This is a genomic window from Bradyrhizobium tropiciagri (genome assembly GCF_018130505.1).
Taxonomy (GTDB): domain Bacteria; phylum Pseudomonadota; class Alphaproteobacteria; order Rhizobiales; family Xanthobacteraceae; genus Bradyrhizobium; species Bradyrhizobium tropiciagri_B.
This window is the reverse complement of the sequence record NZ_JAFCKH010000004.1, coordinates 110,234-127,116: the sequence shown is the minus strand read 5'-3', so window position 1 is coordinate 127,116 and position 16,883 is coordinate 110,234. Positions and strand designations below refer to the sequence as shown.

Here is a 16,883-nt window from a genome sequence, read left to right as displayed (position 1 = left end):
CCTACCCCGAATTGGACCAGCACTTGATGGACTCCGCACAAGCTACTGAAATCAAAGACAAAGAGGCGGAAGCCCCCGCCGTTCCCGCGATCGCGACCAGCCCCGAGCGATTCATCAATCGCGAGCTGTCCTGGCTGCATTTCAATCGCCGGGTGCTCGAGGAATCGGTCAATCAGGGCCATCCGGTGCTGGAGCGGGTCCGCTTCCTGTCGATATCGGCAAACAACCTCGACGAGTTCTTCATGGTCCGCGTCGCCGGCATCAAGGCGCAGGTCCGCGAGGGGATCGCGGAGCGCAGCCCGGACGGCCTGCTGCCCGCCGAACAGCTCGTCATGATCAACAAGACGGTGTCGCAGCTCGCCTCCGACCAGCAGGCGATCTGGAGCGACTTGCGCACGATCCTGTCCGCGGTCGGCATCCAGCTGGTCGACGGACGCGATGTGACCAAGTCCGAGCGCGCCTGGATCGAGGATCACTTCCTCCACAGCATCTTCCCGCTGCTGACGCCGCTCGCGATCGACCCGGCACACCCGTTCCCGTTCATCCCGAATCTCGGCTTCACCGTCGCGCTGCAGCTGTCGCGGATCGCCGACGGCAAGGCGATGAACGCGCTGATCCGCATGCCCGGCAAGATCGACCGCTTCATCCGCATCCCCTCCACCAAGGAAGGCGCGCCGGCGCGGCTGATCACGCTGGAACAAGCCACCGGCCTGTTCATCGGCCGCCTGTTCCCCGGCTACACCGTCAAGGGCCAGGGCGCGTTCCGCATCATCAGGGACTCCGAACTGGAAATCGAGGAAGAGGCCGAAGACCTCGTCCGCCTGTTCGAGACGGCGCTCAAGCGCCGCCGCCGCGGATCGGTGATCCGGCTCGAGATCGAGGCCAAGATGCCCGAGGAGCTGCGGCTCTTCGTGCAACATGCACTATCGGCCGCCGATGACGAGGTGTTCCTGGTCGACGGCGTGCTGGCGATGAACGAGCTGTCGCAGCTCACCCGCCTCGACCGTCCCGACCTCGAATTCCCGCCCTATGTGCCGCGCCATCCCGAGCGCGTGCGCGACCATGGCGGCGACATCTTCGCCGCGATCCGCCAGAAGGACCTCGTGGTCCATCACCCCTACGAATCCTTCGACGTCGTCGTCCAGTTCCTGCAGCAGGCGGCGCGCGATCCCGATGTCGTCGCAATCAAGCAGACGCTCTACCGCACCTCGAACAACTCGCCGATCGTGCGCGCACTCGCGGAAGCGGCCGAGGCCGGCAAGTCGGTGACGGCGCTGATCGAGCTGAAGGCACGTTTCGACGAGGAAGCCAACATCCGCTGGGCCCGCGACCTCGAGCGCGCCGGCGTCCAGGTCGTGTACGGCTTCATCGAATTGAAGACGCACGCCAAGCTGTCGATGGTGGTTCGCCGCGAGGGCGGCAACCTCACCACCTATGTGCACACCGGAACCGGCAACTATCATCCGGTCACGGCGCGCATCTACACCGACCTGTCGTACTTCACGTCGGATCCGGTCATCGGCCGCGATACCGTGCGCGTGTTCAACTACATCACCGGCTATGCCGAGCCGAGCGACATCGAGAAGATGGCGGTGTCGCCGCTGACGCTGCGCAAGCGCATCATCGAGCACATCCATGACGAGATCGATCACGTCAAGCACGGCCGCCCCGGCGCCGTGTGGATGAAGATGAATGCGCTGGTCGATCCAGATATCATCGACGCGCTGTACGAGGCCTCGCAGGCCGGCGTATCGGTCGAGCTCGTGGTGCGCGGCATCTGCTGCCTGCGGCCTGGCCTGCCTGGATTGTCGGAGAACATCCGCGTCAAATCGGTGATCGGCCGGTTCCTGGAACACGGCCGAATCTACTGCTTCGGCATGGGGCAAGGCCTGCCGAGCACCAAAGCTGCTGTGTATATCTCGTCCGCCGATATGATGCCGCGCAACCTCGACCGCCGCGTCGAGGTTCTCTGTCCGCTGCAAAATCCCACGGTGCATCAGCAGGTTCTCGAACAGATCATGGTCGCGAACCTGAAGGACAATGAGCAGAGCTGGCAATTGTTGCCCGATGGATCGTCAACGCGTATGAAGACCGCGAAAGGCGAAGAGCCCTTCAACCTTCACAATTACTTCATGACAAATCCGAGTCTGTCCGGCCGTGGAAAGTCGCTCAAGGAATCTTCGCCACGCCGGCTCACGCGTCGCAACGAGCGGCAGCAACCGTCGTCATAAGGGGGCCTTACGGTGAAGCGGCCGCGGAAGCGCGCTTCCAGCGTCGCTGTCATCGACATTGGCTCGAACTCGGTTCGTCTCGTGGTCTACGAGGCGATGGCGCGCAGCCTCGTCACCATCTTCAACGAGAAGGCGCTGTGCGGGCTCGGCCGCGAGGTGCAGAGCACCGGCCTGCTCGCGACCGATGCGGTCAATCGCGCGCTCACCGCGCTGCGCCGCTTTCGCGCGCTGTGCAAGATCCAGCAGGTCGGCCGCGTCTACGCGATCGCGACCGCGGCCTGCCGCGACGCCAAGAACGGTCCCGACTTCATCGCGCAGGCCGAACGGATCTGCGGCGCCAAGATCGAGATTCTCTCCGGACCGCGTGAGGCAAAACTGTCGGCGCTCGGCGTCGTCTCGGGCGTGCACAATCCCAACGGCATCGTCGGCGACCTCGGCGGTGGGTCGCTCGAGCTGATCGATGTGAAGGGCAACCGCGTGCGCAGCGGCGTGACCTTGCCGCTCGGCAGCCTCGCGCTGCAGGACCTCTCGCACAAATCGCTCAAGCGCGCCGAGCGCATCGTCAAGAACGAACTGCTCGGAGTGCCGCAGCTCAAGACCGGCCGTGGCCGCACCTTCTATGCGGTCGGCGGCACCTGGCGCGCGCTGGCGCGGATCCACATCATCCAGAGCGGTTATCCGCTCAAGGTGATGCACGGCTATTCCATCCCCGCGGCGGAAGCGCTCGACTTCGCGCAGCGGCTGCGGCGGCTCGCCGCCACCAACATGCTGGCCAATATCGAGGCGGTCGCCGACGCGCGGCGGCCGCTGCTGACCTATGCCGCGCTCGTGCTCGAATACATCATCCGCGTCGCGCAGCCGAAGACCATCGTGTTCTCGACCTTCGGCGTGCGCGAGGGCCTGCTCTACGAGATGCTGCCGCCGACGGAGCGCGCCAAGGACGGCCTGCTCTGTGCCGCGCAGGAACTCAACGAATTGCTGTCGCGCTCGGCGCGTCACGCCCGCGAGCTGACCGGCTGGACCGACCGGCTGGCGCGGGTGATCCGGCTGCGCGAGACCGAGGAGGACCGCCGGCTGCGTCACGTCGCCTGCCTGCTGTCCGACATCGGCTGGCGGGTGCATCCCGATCATCGCGGCGAGGAAACCCTCAGCCTGATCATGAACGGCAATTTCGGCTCGATCACGCATCAGGGCCGCGCCTTCGTCGCGCTGTCGGTGTTCTACCGCTACGCCGGCCTCAGCGAGGAAAACGAACCGCCTCTGCAGATCCGTGAGTTGGTGCCGCCGGCGATGGACGAGCGCGCCCGCGTACTCGGCGCCGCCTTCCGTGTCGCGCACCTGATCTCGGCGGCGCGCACCGGCGTGCTGCCCGCGACGCATTTCCGCACCCAGGGCCGCAAGCTGATGCTGGTGTTCGAGCATCGCATGGTCGACCTGGTCGCCGACCGCGTCGGCAGCCGCTTCCGCCAATTGGCACGGCTGGTCGGGCGTTCCGGCTCGATCGTGCGGCGCTAGCTCTAGAGCAGGACGATCAGCGTCACGCCGCTTCGGCGGAGTGCTTTGCCTTGCTGAGCGCGTGGCGGCGCCAGATCGATCCGGCGATCAGCACCACGATGATGCCGAGCACGGCGAGCATCATCTCGCCGCCGTTGCCGCCGTGGCCGAACTGCGGTGCCATTCCGAGCGACCCCAGCACGGAGTCGAGCTTGGCGCCGAGCGATCCGGCGAACAGCGCATCCAGCTTCGGATGGATCGCCGGATCGGTCGCGATGACGTCGCCTGCGATCCAGCCGAGCAGCGCGGCACCGGCCCAGACCAGGATCGGCAGCTTGTTGAGCAGCGCCATGATCAGCGCGGCGCCGGCGACGATCAGCGGAACGCTGATTGCAAGTCCGAGCACCAGGAGCGGCACGCTGCCGTTGGCGGCGGCGGCCACCGCGATCACGTTGTCGAGGCTCATCACGATGTCGGCGACGACGACGATCTGCACCGCAGCCCACAGATGCGAGGCCGCATCGACGCTGTCCTCGTCCTCCTGCTCCGGCACCAGCAGCTTGGCCGCGATCACGATCAGCGCGAGGCCGCCGATCAGCTTTAGGTAAGGCAGCTCCATCAACGTGGCGACGATGCCGGTGAAGATCACCCGCAGCAGCACCGCGGCGGCGGCGCCGAACACCATGCCCCACAGCCGCTGGCGCGGCGCGAGGCCGCGGCAGGCAAGCGCGATCACGAGCGCGTTGTCGCCCGACAGCAGGACGTTGATCCAGATGATCTTGCCGACGGCGACCCAGAAGGTCGGCGTCGCCATCTCCTCCTTGAACTGGGTGAAGAACGCGCCGATGTGCGCGGGATCAAAGATCTGCCACAGCCAATCCACAGCGAGTCCTATTCGGCCTTGCGGCCGCCCCCTGGCGGCGGTCGCCCGCCGCGTCCAAGATAAATCAGCCGACGATCTCGTTGCCGGAGAAGAATTGCGCGATCTCGATCGCAGCGGTTTCCGCCGCGTCCGAGCCGTGCACCGAGTTTTCGCCGATCGACTTGGCGTAGAGCTTGCGAATCGTGCCCTCGGCGGCCTTCGACGGATCGGTCGCGCCCATCACGTCACGATACTTCAGGATGGCGCCCTCGCCTTCCAGCACCTGGACCACCACCGGACCCGAGGTCATGAACTCAACCAGCTCGCCGAAGAACGGACGCGCCTTGTGGACCGCATAGAAGGTCTCGGCCTGACCGCGGGTCATACGAATGCGCTTCTGCGCGACAACGCGCAGGCCCGCCTTCTCGATCACCGCATTGACCGCACCGGTCAGGTTGCGCTCGGTGGCATCGGGCTTGATGATCGAGAAGGTGCGTTCAATCGCCATGATTTCGTCCTTGCAAACGGTGGTTGGGAGTTGCCGGGGCTTATATCGGCGCGATGGGATGACGGCAAGCGACCCTGTGACGCGTCAGCCATTAGTTTTTGGTGCATTTTCGCGCCGAAAAGAGCTCCAGCGTCAGCCGTCAGCCAGGCCCCTGCTCCCGGGCCGAATTACGACGATTTCACGAAGGTGAACCCATTCTGATGGCGCCGTGCCGCCGCCGTTCAGCTCCCTCGACATAGGCTCTCCATCGATCCGACGCCATGCCGGCCGATCCGCCAAGCCTCGCAGGACGTCTCGGAAACGATGTCACCGCGGGCCGCCTGATGCGCGCCCCAACCTCGAGGAGACGATCATGTTACGCAAACTCTCGCTTGCTGCAGTTGCCGCGGTTTCGCTCGGTGCGGCCGCACTGGCGCCGACCTCCGCCTCTGCCTGGGGCGGCTGGCACGGGGGTTGGCATGGTGGCTGGCATCACGGCTGGGGCAGCCCGCGCGTCGTCGTCGGTGGTCCCGCCTATTTCGGTGGCTACGGCGGCTGCTACGTCCGCCGTGTAGTCCCGACCCCGTGGGGGCCCCGCTGGCGCGCGGTCAACCGCTGCTATTGATCCGACGAATCTCCCCTGACTTGGACAGCCCCGGCCATCGCGCCGGGGCCTTTTTTCGTGTGGAACGGGAACCTGACGTCGAGCCGCTCGGCCCCACTACCTCAGCGCGAGCGCATAACGGCGTTGCGACCGGAAACCAAAGTCGGGGGTCGCGACTTGTTACGGCAATACCACTCGAAACCTCGCGAGGTGGAACTCGCCAAGAAATGTGCGAAGAGATGTGCCAATGATGTCCACTTCGAACAACGGCGATCGCGACCAGATCGATCACAAGACCTGCCGTTACATCTGCGATGCGGTGGGTGAACGTTTGCAGCAGAACATGCGCCCGGAGCCGGCGCTCTCGTCCCGCCTGCAACACCTGATGGATGAGCTACGGCGACGGGAAAACGATCAGAATTAGACAAGATCGGGCCGCTAGCGGCCCGAAAATGCATTGATACGACAGCGCCCCCGGACAGATTTTCAAACTGACGGGTTGCGTTTGGCAGCGGGTCCGGTGACAAGGCTGCCATGCTCTCCATCACCGACATCTCGATCCGGATCGCCGGACGGCTGCTGATCGATCACAGTTCCGTGCAGATTACGCCCGGCGCGCGTGTCGGATTCGTCGGTCGTAACGGTGTCGGCAAGTCGACGCTGTTTCATGCGATCCGCGGCGACATGCCGGTCGAAAGCGGCAGCATCGCGCTGCCGCCGCGCTGGCGTATCGGCAGCCTCGCGCAGGAGGCGCCCGATGGGCCGGAGAGCCTGATCAACGTCGTGCTGAAGGCCGATCTCGAGCGCGACGCGCTGCTGCACGAGGCGGAAACCGCGCAGGACCCGCACAGAATCGCCGAGATCCAGACCCGGCTGGTCGACATCGACGCCCACTCGGCGCCGGCCCGTGCCGCCGCGATCCTCTCCGGCCTCGGCTTCTCGACGGCCGATCAGGCGCGCGCCTGCGCGGAGTTCTCCGGCGGCTGGCGCATGCGCGTGGCGCTCGCGGCGACGCTGTTCTCGGCGCCCGATCTCCTGCTGCTCGACGAGCCGACCAACTATCTCGATCTCGAAGGCACGCTGTGGCTGGAGAATCACCTCGCCAATTATCCGCGCACGGTGATCGTGATCAGCCACGACCGCGACCTGCTCGACACCTCGGTCGACCAGATCCTGCACCTCGATCGCGGCCGGCTCACGCTCTACAAGGGCACTTATTCGTCGTTCGAGGAGCAGCGATCGGCGCGCGAACTGCTCGACGCCAAGCATGCCAAGCGCCAGGCCGACGAACGCAAGCGGCTGCAGGCCTTCGTCGACCGCTTCAAGGCCAAGGCCTCGAAGGCGCGGCAGGCGCAGTCGCGCGTCAAGATGCTGGAGCGGATGAAGCCGGTCACCGCGCTGGTGACCCAGGACGTCCGCGAGATCTCGTTCCCGGCGCCCGAGAAGCTGCTGTCGCCGCCGATCATCGCGGTCGACGACGTCTCGGTCGGCTATGAGCCGGGCAAGCCGGTGCTCAACCGCGTGACGCTGCGCGTCGATACCGACGACCGCATCGCGCTGCTCGGGTCCAACGGCAACGGCAAGTCGACGCTGGTCAAGCTGCTGGCGGGCAAGCTCGCCCCGTTCGCCGGACGGATCACGCGGGCGGACAAACTATCGGTCGGCTATTTCGCGCAGCATCAGGTCGACGAGCTCAATCTCGACGGCTCGCCGTATGATCACATCCGCAAGCTGATGCCCGATGCGCCCGAGAGCAAGGTGCGCGGCCGCGTCGGTGCGATCGGATTTTCCGGCAAGGCCGGAGACACCAAGGTGCAGAGCCTTTCGGGCGGCGAAAAGGCCCGGCTGCTGCTCGGGCTTGCGACGTTCTACGGCCCGAACATGATCATCCTGGACGAGCCGACCAACCATCTCGACATCGACAGCCGCGCGGCGCTGGCGGAAGCCATCAACGATTTTCCCGGCGCCGTCATGATGGTCTCGCACGACCGCTACTTGATCGAGGCCTGCGCCGACCGGCTGTGGGTCGTCGCCAACCAGACCGTGACGGCGTATGACGGCGACCTTGACGAATACCGGCGGATGATCCTGTCGGCCAATGACGGCAACCGGCCGGCGTCGCGCGAGCGCAGCAAGGAGCCGGCGAAGCCGGAGCGTGGCCGGACCGACAAGCGCGTCGCGCCGAGCAAGCGGATCGCGCAGGCCGAGGCCGAGATCGAGCGCATCAACGGCATCATCGCCAAGATCGACACCGCGCTGGCGCTGCCGGACATCTTCACGCGCGATCCCAAGCAGGCGGCGCAATTGACCAAGGCCCGCGCCGGCGCTGAAAGCGCGCTGCAGCGCGCCGAGGAGGATTGGCTGCAAGCCAGCGCCGAGCTTGATGAGGCGACGAGCTAGAGCGCGCGCAGCGCTCTCTTCACATCAGCCGTGCGCGGCCGCGGTGGATTTCTTCTTCTTCGGCTTGGCGGGCTTCGGCTCCGGCACCGGATCGGGCCCGCGCTCGACCGACGACAGCCGCCCTGCCGTGAATGTGTAGATGCCGGCGCGTGCACCGCGCGACCAGGTGACGACCGCAACTCGCTCGCCGCCCGGACCGTTCGACAGGTTTACGCTGTCGGGAGCGCCGATGCCGCGCACGACGTCGCATTCGGTGTGGCCGAGCGCGACGCTGCCGCCGTTCGGCTGCGGTGGCGGCGCGGCTGCAGCGCCATCCGCAAGTGCGTTGGCACCCGCGGCACCGGCCGGCGGCGCCATGCCGGGACAGGCCCCGTCGGCAGTAACGAGGTCATCATTGGTGACCGGCTTGTCCGGCGTCAGCGGCGGCGATTCGATCGAGATGTTGCGGATGAACAGCCGGCCCGGACGCGAGAACCAGTCCGCGTCGCGCGACAGCAGATCCGATGCGCTCGAGCAGGCGGAAAGGCCGGGTGCGAGCACAAGCAACGCCAGCAGCGACTTCCGACTGAATGTTCCCCGCACGATCGACAAAACTCCTGCCCCTTTCCGCAAGGGGGTTGTCCGAACATCACTTTGCGGCATGACCGTGGCTTGCCGCAAGAAACCTCGAATTATCATTAATTGCTTGATATCGCTATTGGCGTCGCTGCCAGCGCCCCCGCTCGTCGGCCTGCCAATAAGTGACCTCGAAGCCGCGCGCCTTGCAGGCGGTCCAGTTCTCACGCGCCGCCGCCACCGCGTCAGGGTCGTCGCCGTTGAACACGAGGACGATGCGCTCATAGCTGTCGCTATCCGGCGGCAAGCTTGCGTTGTCGATCAGGAACCGGACGTTGGCCCGATTCGGATTGGCCTCCTCGATCGACAGGATGATCGGTTGGTCCTGCGCGTCGGCGACGCGCCAGATCGCATGCGGCAGGAATGAATCGTCGCTGTAGGTCCACAAATGCGCATCGAGCGCCTCGGCACGTTCCGGCGATGTCGATTGCACGACCACACGCCAGCCGCGCTCGAGCGACTTCTCGAGCAACGGCGGCAGCACGCCTTCCAGCGTCATGCTCTGCAAGTGGTAGAACAGAACCTCGGTCATGCGGAGCAGCCGTCTTATTTCTTCTCGTAATATTCCGACACCAGCCGCTCGAGCAGGCGCACGCCGTAGCCCGAACCCCAGCTCTGATTGATCTCGGTCTTCGGCGCGCCCATCGCGGTGCCGGCGATGTCGAGATGCGCCCACGGCCTGCCGTCGACGAAGCGCTGCAGGAATTGCGCCGCGGTGATCGAGCCGCCATGGCGCCCGCCGGTGTTCTTCATGTCGGCGAATTGCGAGTCGATCAGCTTGTCGTATTCGGGGCCGAGCGGCATGCGCCAGACCTTCTCGCCGGTCTCGAGCCCGACCTTGGCGAGGCGCTCGGCCAGCTCGTCATTGTTGGAGAACAGGCCGGCGTGATCAGTGCCGAGCGCGACCATGATGGCGCCGGTCAGCGTCGCGAGATCGACCATGAACTTCGGCTTGAACTTCTTCGCGACGTACCAGAGCACGTCGGCAAGCACGAGCCGCCCCTCGGCGTCGGTGTTGATGATTTCGATGGTCTGGCCGGACATCGAGGTGACGATGTCGCCGGGACGCTGCGCGTTGCCGTCGGGCATGTTCTCGACGAGGCCGATCGCACCGACCGCATTGACGCGCGCCTTGCGCGCGGCGAGCGCATGCATCAGGCCGACCACGCAGGCCGCGCCGCCCATGTCACCCTTCATATCCTCCATGCCGCCGGCCGACTTGATGGAGATGCCGCCGGTATCGAAGCAGACGCCCTTGCCGACGAAAGCGACCGGCGCATCGCCCTTCTTGCCGCCGTTCCAGCGCATGATCACGGTGCGGCCGGGACGCGCCGAGCCCTGTGAGACGCCGAGCAGCGCGCCCATGCCGAGCTTGGTCATCGCCTTGACGTCGAGCACCTCGACATTGACGCCGAGCTTGCGCAGCTGGCTGGCACGGCGCGCGAACTCCTCGGGGTAGAGCACGTTCGGCGGCTCGTTGACGAGCTCACGCGCAAGATTCACGCCGTCGACGATCGATGAGCTCGGGGCAAATGCCTTCCTCGCCGCTGCGACATCAGCGACGGCGACCGACACGTCGGCCCGCGAGGCGCCCTCCTCGCCATCCTTCTTCTTTGTCTTGTAGCGATCGAACTTGTAGGCGCGCAGGCGCAGGCCGGTTGCGATCGCGGCGGCCTGATCCGCCGCCATCGCACCGTCCGGCAACTCGGCGAGAAGTGTCATCGACACGGTTCCCACACCGAGCTTGCCCGCGATGACGCCGCCGAACTTGAGAAAATCCTTCTCCTTGAGCTCACTGGTCTTGCCGGCTCCGATCACGAGCAGGCGCTCGGCCTTGGTGCCTTCCGGCGCCAGGATATCCAAAGCAGCGCCGCTCTTGCCCTTGAAGCGGTTGGCGGCGGCGGCCCGCTTCACCGTCTCGGCGGATGCCCCCAGCGCCTTCTGCGTGGCCGGCCCCAGTTTCAATTGCTCGTCGCAAAACGCGACCAGAATGCCGCGAGCGGGGGCAGCGAACGGGACAAAGCCGACCTTGACGGCGTCGGACATAGGAAAATCCTCCAGAATTCAGGATGTTGCTTGGACCTGAGACGGCCCTGGCAGGCAACTCGGAACGGCGTTGCGGGGACGGTCCGGAGTGATCCGGACCTGAGCTTGACGATACTATGGCCTGTCCGCCGCTCCGCTGCCAAGCGCCGGCGTGGCGGGAAGGCCACAAAAGGGAATAATTAACTATAAATTAAGCGCGCCTTGGCTCGGCCATTTTGTTGACGGATCAAGGGGATGGTACAGAGAGTGTGAGCCGGACGGATCCGCGGCTCGACCAAAGGGGAACCCGGGTTGACGGGATTGGTCGAAAGCCGTGCGTTTTGGCGCGTCAGGGGGTCGTGCGGGAAGCAATGGGGTCGATCGACAGGTACATCTTCAAAACGACGCTGTCGTCGTTTGCGCTTGTCCTGGTCAGCCTCACCGGCGTGATCTGGATTACGCAGGCGTTGCGCGGCATCGATTTGATGACCAGCCAGGGTCAGACCATCCTGACCTTCCTGGGCATCACCGGCCTCGTGATTCCGGCGCTGGTGCTGATCATCGCCCCGATCGCGCTGATGATCGCGATCTCGCACACGCTGAACAAGCTCGCGACCGATTCCGAGATCATCGTGATGAACGCGGCCGGCTTCTCGCCGTGGCGGCTGTTCCGGCCCTTCCTTTATGCCACCTGCGTGGTCGCGGCGCTGGTCGCCTTCATCGGCGCCTATCTCGCGCCCGACGGCATGCGCCGAATCAAGCAGTGGGACGCCGAGATCACCGCCGACGTGCTGACCAACATCCTGCAGCCCGGCCGCTTCGCCCAGCTCGACCAGAATCTGACGATCCGAATCCGCGAGCGGCTGCCCGGCGGCGTACTCGGCGGCATCTTCGTCGACGATCGCCGCGATCCGCAGGAGCGCGTCACCATCATCGCCGACCACGGCACCGTGCTGAAGAACGAGAGCGGCTCCTATCTCGTGCTCGAGGACGGCAACCTCGAGCGGTTCGAGGTCGGCAAGCGCGACCCGGCGCTGGTCGCGTTCGGACGCTATGCCTTCGACATGTCGAAATTCTCGCAGAGCCGCGACGTCACGCTCGGCATCCGCGAACGCTACCTCTGGGAGCTGATGTGGCCGAAGGAGGACGATCCGATCTATCAGCAGCTGTCCGGCCAGTTCCGCGCCGAGCTGCATGATCGCTTCATGGCACCGCTCTATCCATTCGCGTTCGCGGCGCTCACCTTCGCCTTCCTCGGCGCGCCGCGCACCACGCGGCAGAGCCGCAACTTCTCGATCGGCGGCTCGGTATTCGCGGTGTTCGGCCTGCGCATGGTGGGCTTCGCCTGCTCGGTCGTCACGGTGAAGAACCCGATGGCCGCGGTCGTGCAGTACCTGATGCTGTTCGGCGGCATCGGCGTCGGCATCTGGATGATCGTCGGCGGCGTGGTCGTCGAGCCGCCGGCGGCACTGCTGGAGCAGATCAACCGCAACAACGAGCGTATTGCGCGCTTCTTCCGGAGGCCCGCAACCGCATGAACATGGTCACAAACACGCTCGGGCGCTATTTCGCCGGCCGCTTCGTGGTCGCGGCGGTGGGCGTGTTTGCCAGCATCTTCCTGCTGCTGGTGCTGGTCGATTACATCGAGATGGTGCGCAGAACGTCGGGCCTCGTCGGCGCATCCGCGATCACCGTGGCGGAGACCTCGCTATTCCGCGTGCCGCAGCTGCTCGAGAAGCTGATGCCGTTCTGCGTGCTGATCGGCGCGATGACCTGCTATCTCGCTTTGTCGCGCCGGCTCGAGCTCGTCGTGGCGCGCGCGGCCGGCGTCTCGGCCTGGCAATTCATCTCGCCGGCGCTGGCCAGCGCGCTGCTGCTCGGCCTGATCGCGACCACCGCCTACAACCCGATGTCGGCGAATCTGCGCGAACTGTCCAAGCGGATGGAGGCCGAGCTGTTCGGCTCCGCGCCGGGCGGCGGCATCCAGGACGCATCCGGCTTCTGGCTGAACCAGATTAACGATGAAGGCCAGGCGATCATCAACGCCGCCCGCAGCGAGCAGCAGGGCGTGCGGCTGACCGGCCTCACCGTCTTCCGATTCGATACGGCGCTGCAGTTCAAGGAGCGAATCGAAGCGCGCGAAGCAGCCCTCGAAGAAGGGCGCTGGGTGTTCAAGGGAGTACGCAGATACACCCTCGACAAACCTCCGGTTGACCAGAATACCTTCTACCTGACCACCACCCTGACCCCCGCGCAGGTCCGTAACAGTTTCTCCACCCCCGAAACTGTGTCGTTTTGGCAACTACCGAACTACATCCGTTCGTCGGAGAGCTCAGGGTTCGCGACCGCGGGCTATCGTTTGCAGTATCACAAGCTCATCGCGCAGCCGTTTTTGCTGGCTGCGATGGTGATGTTGGCGGCTTCTGTAAGCCTCCGCTTCTTTCGGATGGGCGGCGTGCAGAAGATGGTTTTGAGTGGCGTGGGTGCAGGCTTTCTGCTCTACGTGCTGTCGAAAGTAACGGAAGACTTGAGCAAGGCTGAGTTGATGCATCCCATCGCTGCGGCGTGGTTGCCTGTCGTTGTGGGCGGCCTCACCGGTTTTATGGCCTTGCTGATTCAGGAGGACGGGTAGTGGCAGACGTCGCCGCCCGCCAGATGACTACACCTGCGTTCAGGCAGCGCATTCGCTTGCGCCGTCACCGCAGCCGCATGTCCGCTCTTGCCGCCTCCCTCTCTGCCCTCCTCGCCGCATTTGTCGTCGTGAGCGCGCTCGACATCGCCGCGCCGACGCCGGCTGCTGCGCAGAGCTTCACCTACAATCCGCGCCCGCCGAAGGCGCCGCGGCCGCCGGCCAAGAATGACGGGCAGATGCTCGTTCAGGCGACCGAGGTCGACTACGACTACAACAACCAGCGCATCTCGGCGGTCGGCAATGTGCAGCTGTTCTACAACGGCACCAGCGTCGAAGCCGACAAGGTGATCTACGACCAGAAGACCAAGCGCCTTCATGCCGAGGGCAACATCCGCATGACCGATGCGGAGGGCAAGATCACCTACGCCAACATCCTGGATCTCAGCGACGACTACCGCGACGGCTTCGTCGATTCGCTGCGCGTCGACACCGAGGACCAGACCCGCATGGCGGCGACCCGGGCCGATCGCTCCAGCGGCAATTACACCGTGTTCGACAACGGCGTTTACACCGCCTGCGCACCCTGTAAGGACGATCCGAAGAAGCCGCCGCTGTGGCAGGTCAAGGGCGCGCGGATCATCCACAACCAGCAGGAGAAGATGCTCTATTTCGAGAACGCCCAGATCGAGTTCTTCGGCGTTCCGATGGCGTATCTGCCCTACTTCTCGACCCCGGATCCGACCGTGAAGCGCAAGAGCGGCTTCCTGATGCCGGCCTTCACCTCGTATACGGCGTTCGGATACGGCGTCGAAGTCCCGTATTATTTCGCTCTGGCGCCTGACTTCGACGCGACCTTCAACCCGCGCTTCACCTCGAAGCAGGGCGTGCTGCTGCAGGGTGAATTCCGCCAGCGCCTGTCGAACGGCGCCTATCAGGTCCGCCTCTACGGCATCGACCAGACCGATCCCGACGCCTTCAAGGGCCAGCCCGGCGATCGCCAGTTCCGCGGCGGCATCGAGACCAAGGGCCAGTTCGCGCTGAACGACAAATGGACCTGGGGCTGGGACGGCGTCCTGCTGTCCGACTACTTCTTCATGTCCGACTACCGGCTGGCCCAGTACAAGGATCCGTTCGGCTCGTTCATGTCGCTGCCGACCGAGGCGATCTCGCAGCTCTATCTGACCGGCGTCGGCAACCGCAGCTTCTTCGACGCGCGCGCGATCTACTACCTCAGCTTCTCGGGCAACCAGAGCCAGGTCCCGGTGGTCGCGCCCGTCATCGACTATAACAACGTGATCAACAGCCCCGTTCTCGGCGGTGAGTTCAGCTACCGGTTCAACTTCACCAACCTGAACCGCGAAACCGCGGTGTTCGATCCGATCACCAACCTCGCCAGCGTCAGCAGCCTGTGCACCGCGACGTCAGCCGACCCGCTGGCGCGGACGCCGTCGCAGTGCCTGCTGCGCGGCATGCCCGGCACCTACACCCGCCTGACGGCGGAGGCGCAGTGGCGCAAGTCGTTCACCGACCCGTTCGGCCAGATCTGGACCCCGTTCGCCAGCGTCCGCGCCGACGCGATCAACGCCGACATTTCGAACCAGCCCGGGGTCTCCAACTTCCTGCCGGTCGGCGACACCCAGACGGTGCGCCTGATGCCGACCGTCGGCCTCGAGTACCGCTACCCGTTCATCAACGTGCAGCCGTGGGGCACGACCACGATCGAGCCGATCGCGCAGGTCATCATCCGGCCCAACGAGCCCGACGCCGGCAAGCTTCCGAACGAGGACGCGCAGAGCATGGTGTTCGACACCAGCAACCTGTTCGCGGTCGACAAATTCTCCGGCTACGACCGCGTCGAGGGCGGCGGCCGCGCCAATGTCGGCGTGCAGGCCACCACCCAGTTCGATCGCGGCGGCAGCGTCAAGGCGATGTTCGGCCAGTCCTACCAGCTGTTCGGCCTGAACTCGTTCGCAGTCGCCGACGTCACCAACACCGGCGTCGATTCCGGCCTGCAGAACCCGCGCTCGGACTATGTCGCAAGCCTCGCCTATTCGCCGAACCGGACCTACACGTTCAGCATCCGCTCGCGCATGGATGAGGCGACCTGGAACGTGAACCGGTTCGAGGCGCAGGGAACCGCCAACTTCGACCGCTGGTCGGTCAGCCTGATGTACGGCAATTACGCGGCCCAGCCGGAACTCGGCTACCTGACCCGCCGCGAGGGCATCCTTACCAGCGGATCGGTCAAGGTGGCGTCGAACTGGGTGCTGCAGGGCGCGGCGCGCTGGGATCTTGAAGCGAACAAGATCAACCAGTATGTGGTCGGCGCAGGCTATGTGGACGACTGTTTCGTGCTGGCCGCCAACTATGTCACATCCTATACTTATACGGCCGGAACCACGCCGCCCACTCTCAGCCACGCTTTCATGTTCCAGATTGGCCTGCGGACCATCGCCCAGTCCTCGTTGACGAACAGCGCGGCCGGCATGCAGTAGCGTGGAACCGGACCGGGACACCCACACTGCGTGGGCGCCCGGCTTGAATGGGTTAGACGGCTGACATGAGAATAACGATCGCTCGCCTGCCAACGCGCTGCTATTCGCTCCTGCGGAGCTCCCTGCTGCCCCTCGCCTTGCTGGTCCCTGTCTTCCTGGCAGGAGGTGGCGTCACCGCGCATGCGCAGACCATCGCCGTGATGGTCAATGGCGAGCCGATCACCAATTTCGACATCGAGCAGCGCTCCAAGCTGGATGGGCTGACCGGCAAGAAGGGCGAGAACCGGCAGGCCATTCTCAACGACCTGATCGATGAGAAGGTGAAGATCAAGGAAGCCAAGAAATTCGGTGTCGATCCCTCGTCCAGTGACATCGACCAGGCTTTCGGCGGTATGGCGCAGCGCATGCGGCTCACCGGCGATCAGCTCACCAAGGTGCTGGAAAGCAAGGGCATCCGGACCGACACCCTGAAGCAGCGGATCAAGGCCGACATGGTCTGGACCAACCTGGTGCGCGGACGCTTCAAGGAAAGCCTGCAAGTGGGCGAGAAGGATGTGAACACGGCGGTCAAGGAGAGCGGCGGGTCGACCGATGCCGAGGCCTTCGAATACCGGATGCAACCGATCGTGCTGATCGTGCCGCGCGGCGCGCCGCAGTCCGAATTCGAAGCGCGGCGCAAGGAAGCCGAGAGCCTGCGCGAGCGCGTCACCAGCTGCGAGGAGGCCAACTCCTACTTCAAGTCGATGCGCAACGCGGCGATCCGCGAAATCGTCGTGAAGACCTCGGCGGACCTGCCGCAACAGCTGCGCGACATCCTCGACAAGACCGCGATCGGCCATCTTACCGCGCCCGAGACCACCAAGCAGGGCGTCGAGATGGTCGCGCTGTGCGGCCGCAAGGCCACCACCGTGGACACGCCGAAGAAGCGCGAGATTCGCGACAAGATGTACGTGCAGAAGTACGAGGCGAAGTCGAAGGCCTACCTGCAGGAAGTCCGCAAGGCCGCGATGATCGAATATCCAGGCGGCAAATGATCGA

At 65.0% G+C, this 16,883-nt stretch carries 14 protein-coding genes; 9 read left to right on the top strand and 5 right to left on the bottom strand.

Annotated features, from left to right (window positions below; genetic code table 11):
* Positions 1–26 precede the first annotated feature (26 nt).
* Entirely contained in the window at positions 27–2,231 is a 2,205-nt protein-coding gene (locus JQ633_RS11265; protein WP_211985092.1) for an RNA degradosome polyphosphate kinase, read from the top strand.
* Positions 2,232–2,243: 12 nt separating this feature from the next.
* Positions 2,244–3,746, top strand: coding sequence for an exopolyphosphatase (ppx, locus tag JQ633_RS11260; RefSeq protein WP_211985091.1), 1,503 nt, complete (start codon positions 2,244–2,246; stop codon positions 3,744–3,746).
* Between the two features lie 22 nt (positions 3,747–3,768).
* Here the strand turns inward: ppx and JQ633_RS11255 are convergent, their stop codons facing one another.
* Both JQ633_RS11255 and ndk read right to left on the bottom strand, forming a co-directional pair.
* Positions 3,769–4,608 (bottom strand): TerC family protein, encoded by an 840-nt coding sequence (locus JQ633_RS11255; RefSeq protein ID WP_211985090.1) that lies wholly within the window; start codon positions 4,606–4,608, stop codon positions 3,769–3,771.
* 64 nt (positions 4,609–4,672) lie between these two features.
* Positions 4,673–5,095 (bottom strand): nucleoside-diphosphate kinase, encoded by a 423-nt coding sequence (ndk, locus tag JQ633_RS11250; RefSeq protein WP_211985089.1) that lies wholly within the window; start codon positions 5,093–5,095, stop codon positions 4,673–4,675.
* 352 nt (positions 5,096–5,447) lie between these two features.
* Here ndk and JQ633_RS11245 point away from each other — a divergent pair, with 352 nt between their 5' ends.
* From JQ633_RS11245 to JQ633_RS11235, 3 genes are all read left to right on the top strand, one after another.
* Complete coding sequence (locus tag JQ633_RS11245; protein WP_211985088.1) at positions 5,448–5,699, top strand: sulfur globule protein precursor; 252 nt, start codon at positions 5,448–5,450, stop codon at positions 5,697–5,699.
* A 226-nt stretch (positions 5,700–5,925) separates the two neighbouring features.
* Positions 5,926–6,102, top strand: coding sequence for a hypothetical protein (locus tag JQ633_RS11240; RefSeq protein ID WP_211985565.1), 177 nt, complete (start codon positions 5,926–5,928; stop codon positions 6,100–6,102).
* Positions 6,103–6,212: 110 nt separating this feature from the next.
* A complete protein-coding gene (locus tag JQ633_RS11235) occupies positions 6,213–8,078 on the top strand; it encodes an ABC-F family ATP-binding cassette domain-containing protein (RefSeq protein WP_211985087.1) in 1,866 nt (621 codons plus the stop codon).
* A gap of 24 nt (positions 8,079–8,102) precedes the next feature.
* Here the strand turns inward: JQ633_RS11235 and JQ633_RS11230 are convergent, their stop codons facing one another.
* The 3 genes from JQ633_RS11230 to JQ633_RS11220 all read right to left on the bottom strand — a co-directional run bounded on the left by JQ633_RS11230 (position 8,103) and on the right by JQ633_RS11220 (position 10,739).
* A complete protein-coding gene (locus tag JQ633_RS11230; protein WP_349631559.1) occupies positions 8,103–8,618 on the bottom strand; it encodes a hypothetical protein in 516 nt (171 codons plus the stop codon).
* Between the two features lie 154 nt (positions 8,619–8,772).
* Positions 8,773–9,225 carry a DNA polymerase III subunit chi gene (locus JQ633_RS11225; RefSeq protein ID WP_211985085.1) on the bottom strand — a complete coding sequence of 151 codons (453 nt, stop codon included), beginning with the start codon at positions 9,223–9,225 and terminating at the stop codon, positions 8,773–8,775.
* A 14-nt stretch (positions 9,226–9,239) separates the two neighbouring features.
* On the bottom strand, positions 9,240–10,739 hold the full coding sequence (locus JQ633_RS11220) for a leucyl aminopeptidase (protein WP_211985084.1): 1,500 nt from the start codon (positions 10,737–10,739) through the stop codon (positions 9,240–9,242).
* A 350-nt stretch (positions 10,740–11,089) separates the two neighbouring features.
* Here JQ633_RS11220 and lptF point away from each other — a divergent pair, with 350 nt between their 5' ends.
* The 4 genes from lptF to JQ633_RS11200 all read left to right on the top strand — a co-directional run bounded on the left by lptF (position 11,090) and on the right by JQ633_RS11200 (position 16,879).
* A complete protein-coding gene (lptF, locus tag JQ633_RS11215; protein ID WP_211985083.1) occupies positions 11,090–12,256 on the top strand; it encodes an LPS export ABC transporter permease LptF in 1,167 nt (388 codons plus the stop codon).
* Positions 12,253–13,350 (top strand): LPS export ABC transporter permease LptG, encoded by a 1,098-nt coding sequence (gene lptG / locus JQ633_RS11210; RefSeq protein ID WP_211985082.1) that lies wholly within the window; start codon positions 12,253–12,255, stop codon positions 13,348–13,350. The genes lptF and lptG overlap by 4 nt, the downstream gene beginning before the upstream one ends.
* A gap of 77 nt (positions 13,351–13,427) precedes the next feature.
* Complete coding sequence (locus JQ633_RS11205) at positions 13,428–15,845, top strand: LPS-assembly protein LptD (protein ID WP_249159209.1); 2,418 nt, start codon at positions 13,428–13,430, stop codon at positions 15,843–15,845.
* A gap of 65 nt (positions 15,846–15,910) precedes the next feature.
* Positions 15,911–16,879 carry a SurA N-terminal domain-containing protein gene (locus tag JQ633_RS11200; protein WP_211985080.1) on the top strand — a complete coding sequence of 323 codons (969 nt, stop codon included), beginning with the start codon at positions 15,911–15,913 and terminating at the stop codon, positions 16,877–16,879.
* The last annotated feature ends 4 nt before the right edge of the window (positions 16,880–16,883 follow it).

Excerpts from the sequence above, each read along its gene's own strand:
- JQ633_RS11265 (WP_211985092.1), top strand. The coding sequence starts at position 27 with ATGGACTCCGCACAAGCTACTGAAATCAAAGACAAAGAGGCGGAAGCC.
- ndk (WP_211985089.1), bottom strand. The coding sequence starts at position 5,095 with ATGGCGATTGAACGCACCTTCTCGATCATCAAGCCCGATGCCACCGAG.
- JQ633_RS11245 (WP_211985088.1), top strand. The coding sequence starts at position 5,448 with ATGTTACGCAAACTCTCGCTTGCTGCAGTTGCCGCGGTTTCGCTCGGT.
- JQ633_RS11240 (WP_211985565.1), top strand. The coding sequence starts at position 5,926 with ATGATGTCCACTTCGAACAACGGCGATCGCGACCAGATCGATCACAAG.
- JQ633_RS11235 (WP_211985087.1), top strand. The coding sequence starts at position 6,213 with ATGCTCTCCATCACCGACATCTCGATCCGGATCGCCGGACGGCTGCTG.
- JQ633_RS11225 (WP_211985085.1), bottom strand. The coding sequence starts at position 9,225 with ATGACCGAGGTTCTGTTCTACCACTTGCAGAGCATGACGCTGGAAGGC.
- JQ633_RS11220 (WP_211985084.1), bottom strand. The coding sequence starts at position 10,739 with ATGTCCGACGCCGTCAAGGTCGGCTTTGTCCCGTTCGCTGCCCCCGCT.
- lptF (WP_211985083.1), top strand. The coding sequence starts at position 11,090 with ATGGGGTCGATCGACAGGTACATCTTCAAAACGACGCTGTCGTCGTTT.
- lptG (WP_211985082.1), top strand. The coding sequence starts at position 12,253 with ATGAACATGGTCACAAACACGCTCGGGCGCTATTTCGCCGGCCGCTTC.
- JQ633_RS11205 (WP_249159209.1), top strand. The coding sequence starts at position 13,428 with ATGTCCGCTCTTGCCGCCTCCCTCTCTGCCCTCCTCGCCGCATTTGTC.
- JQ633_RS11200 (WP_211985080.1), top strand. The coding sequence starts at position 15,911 with ATGAGAATAACGATCGCTCGCCTGCCAACGCGCTGCTATTCGCTCCTG.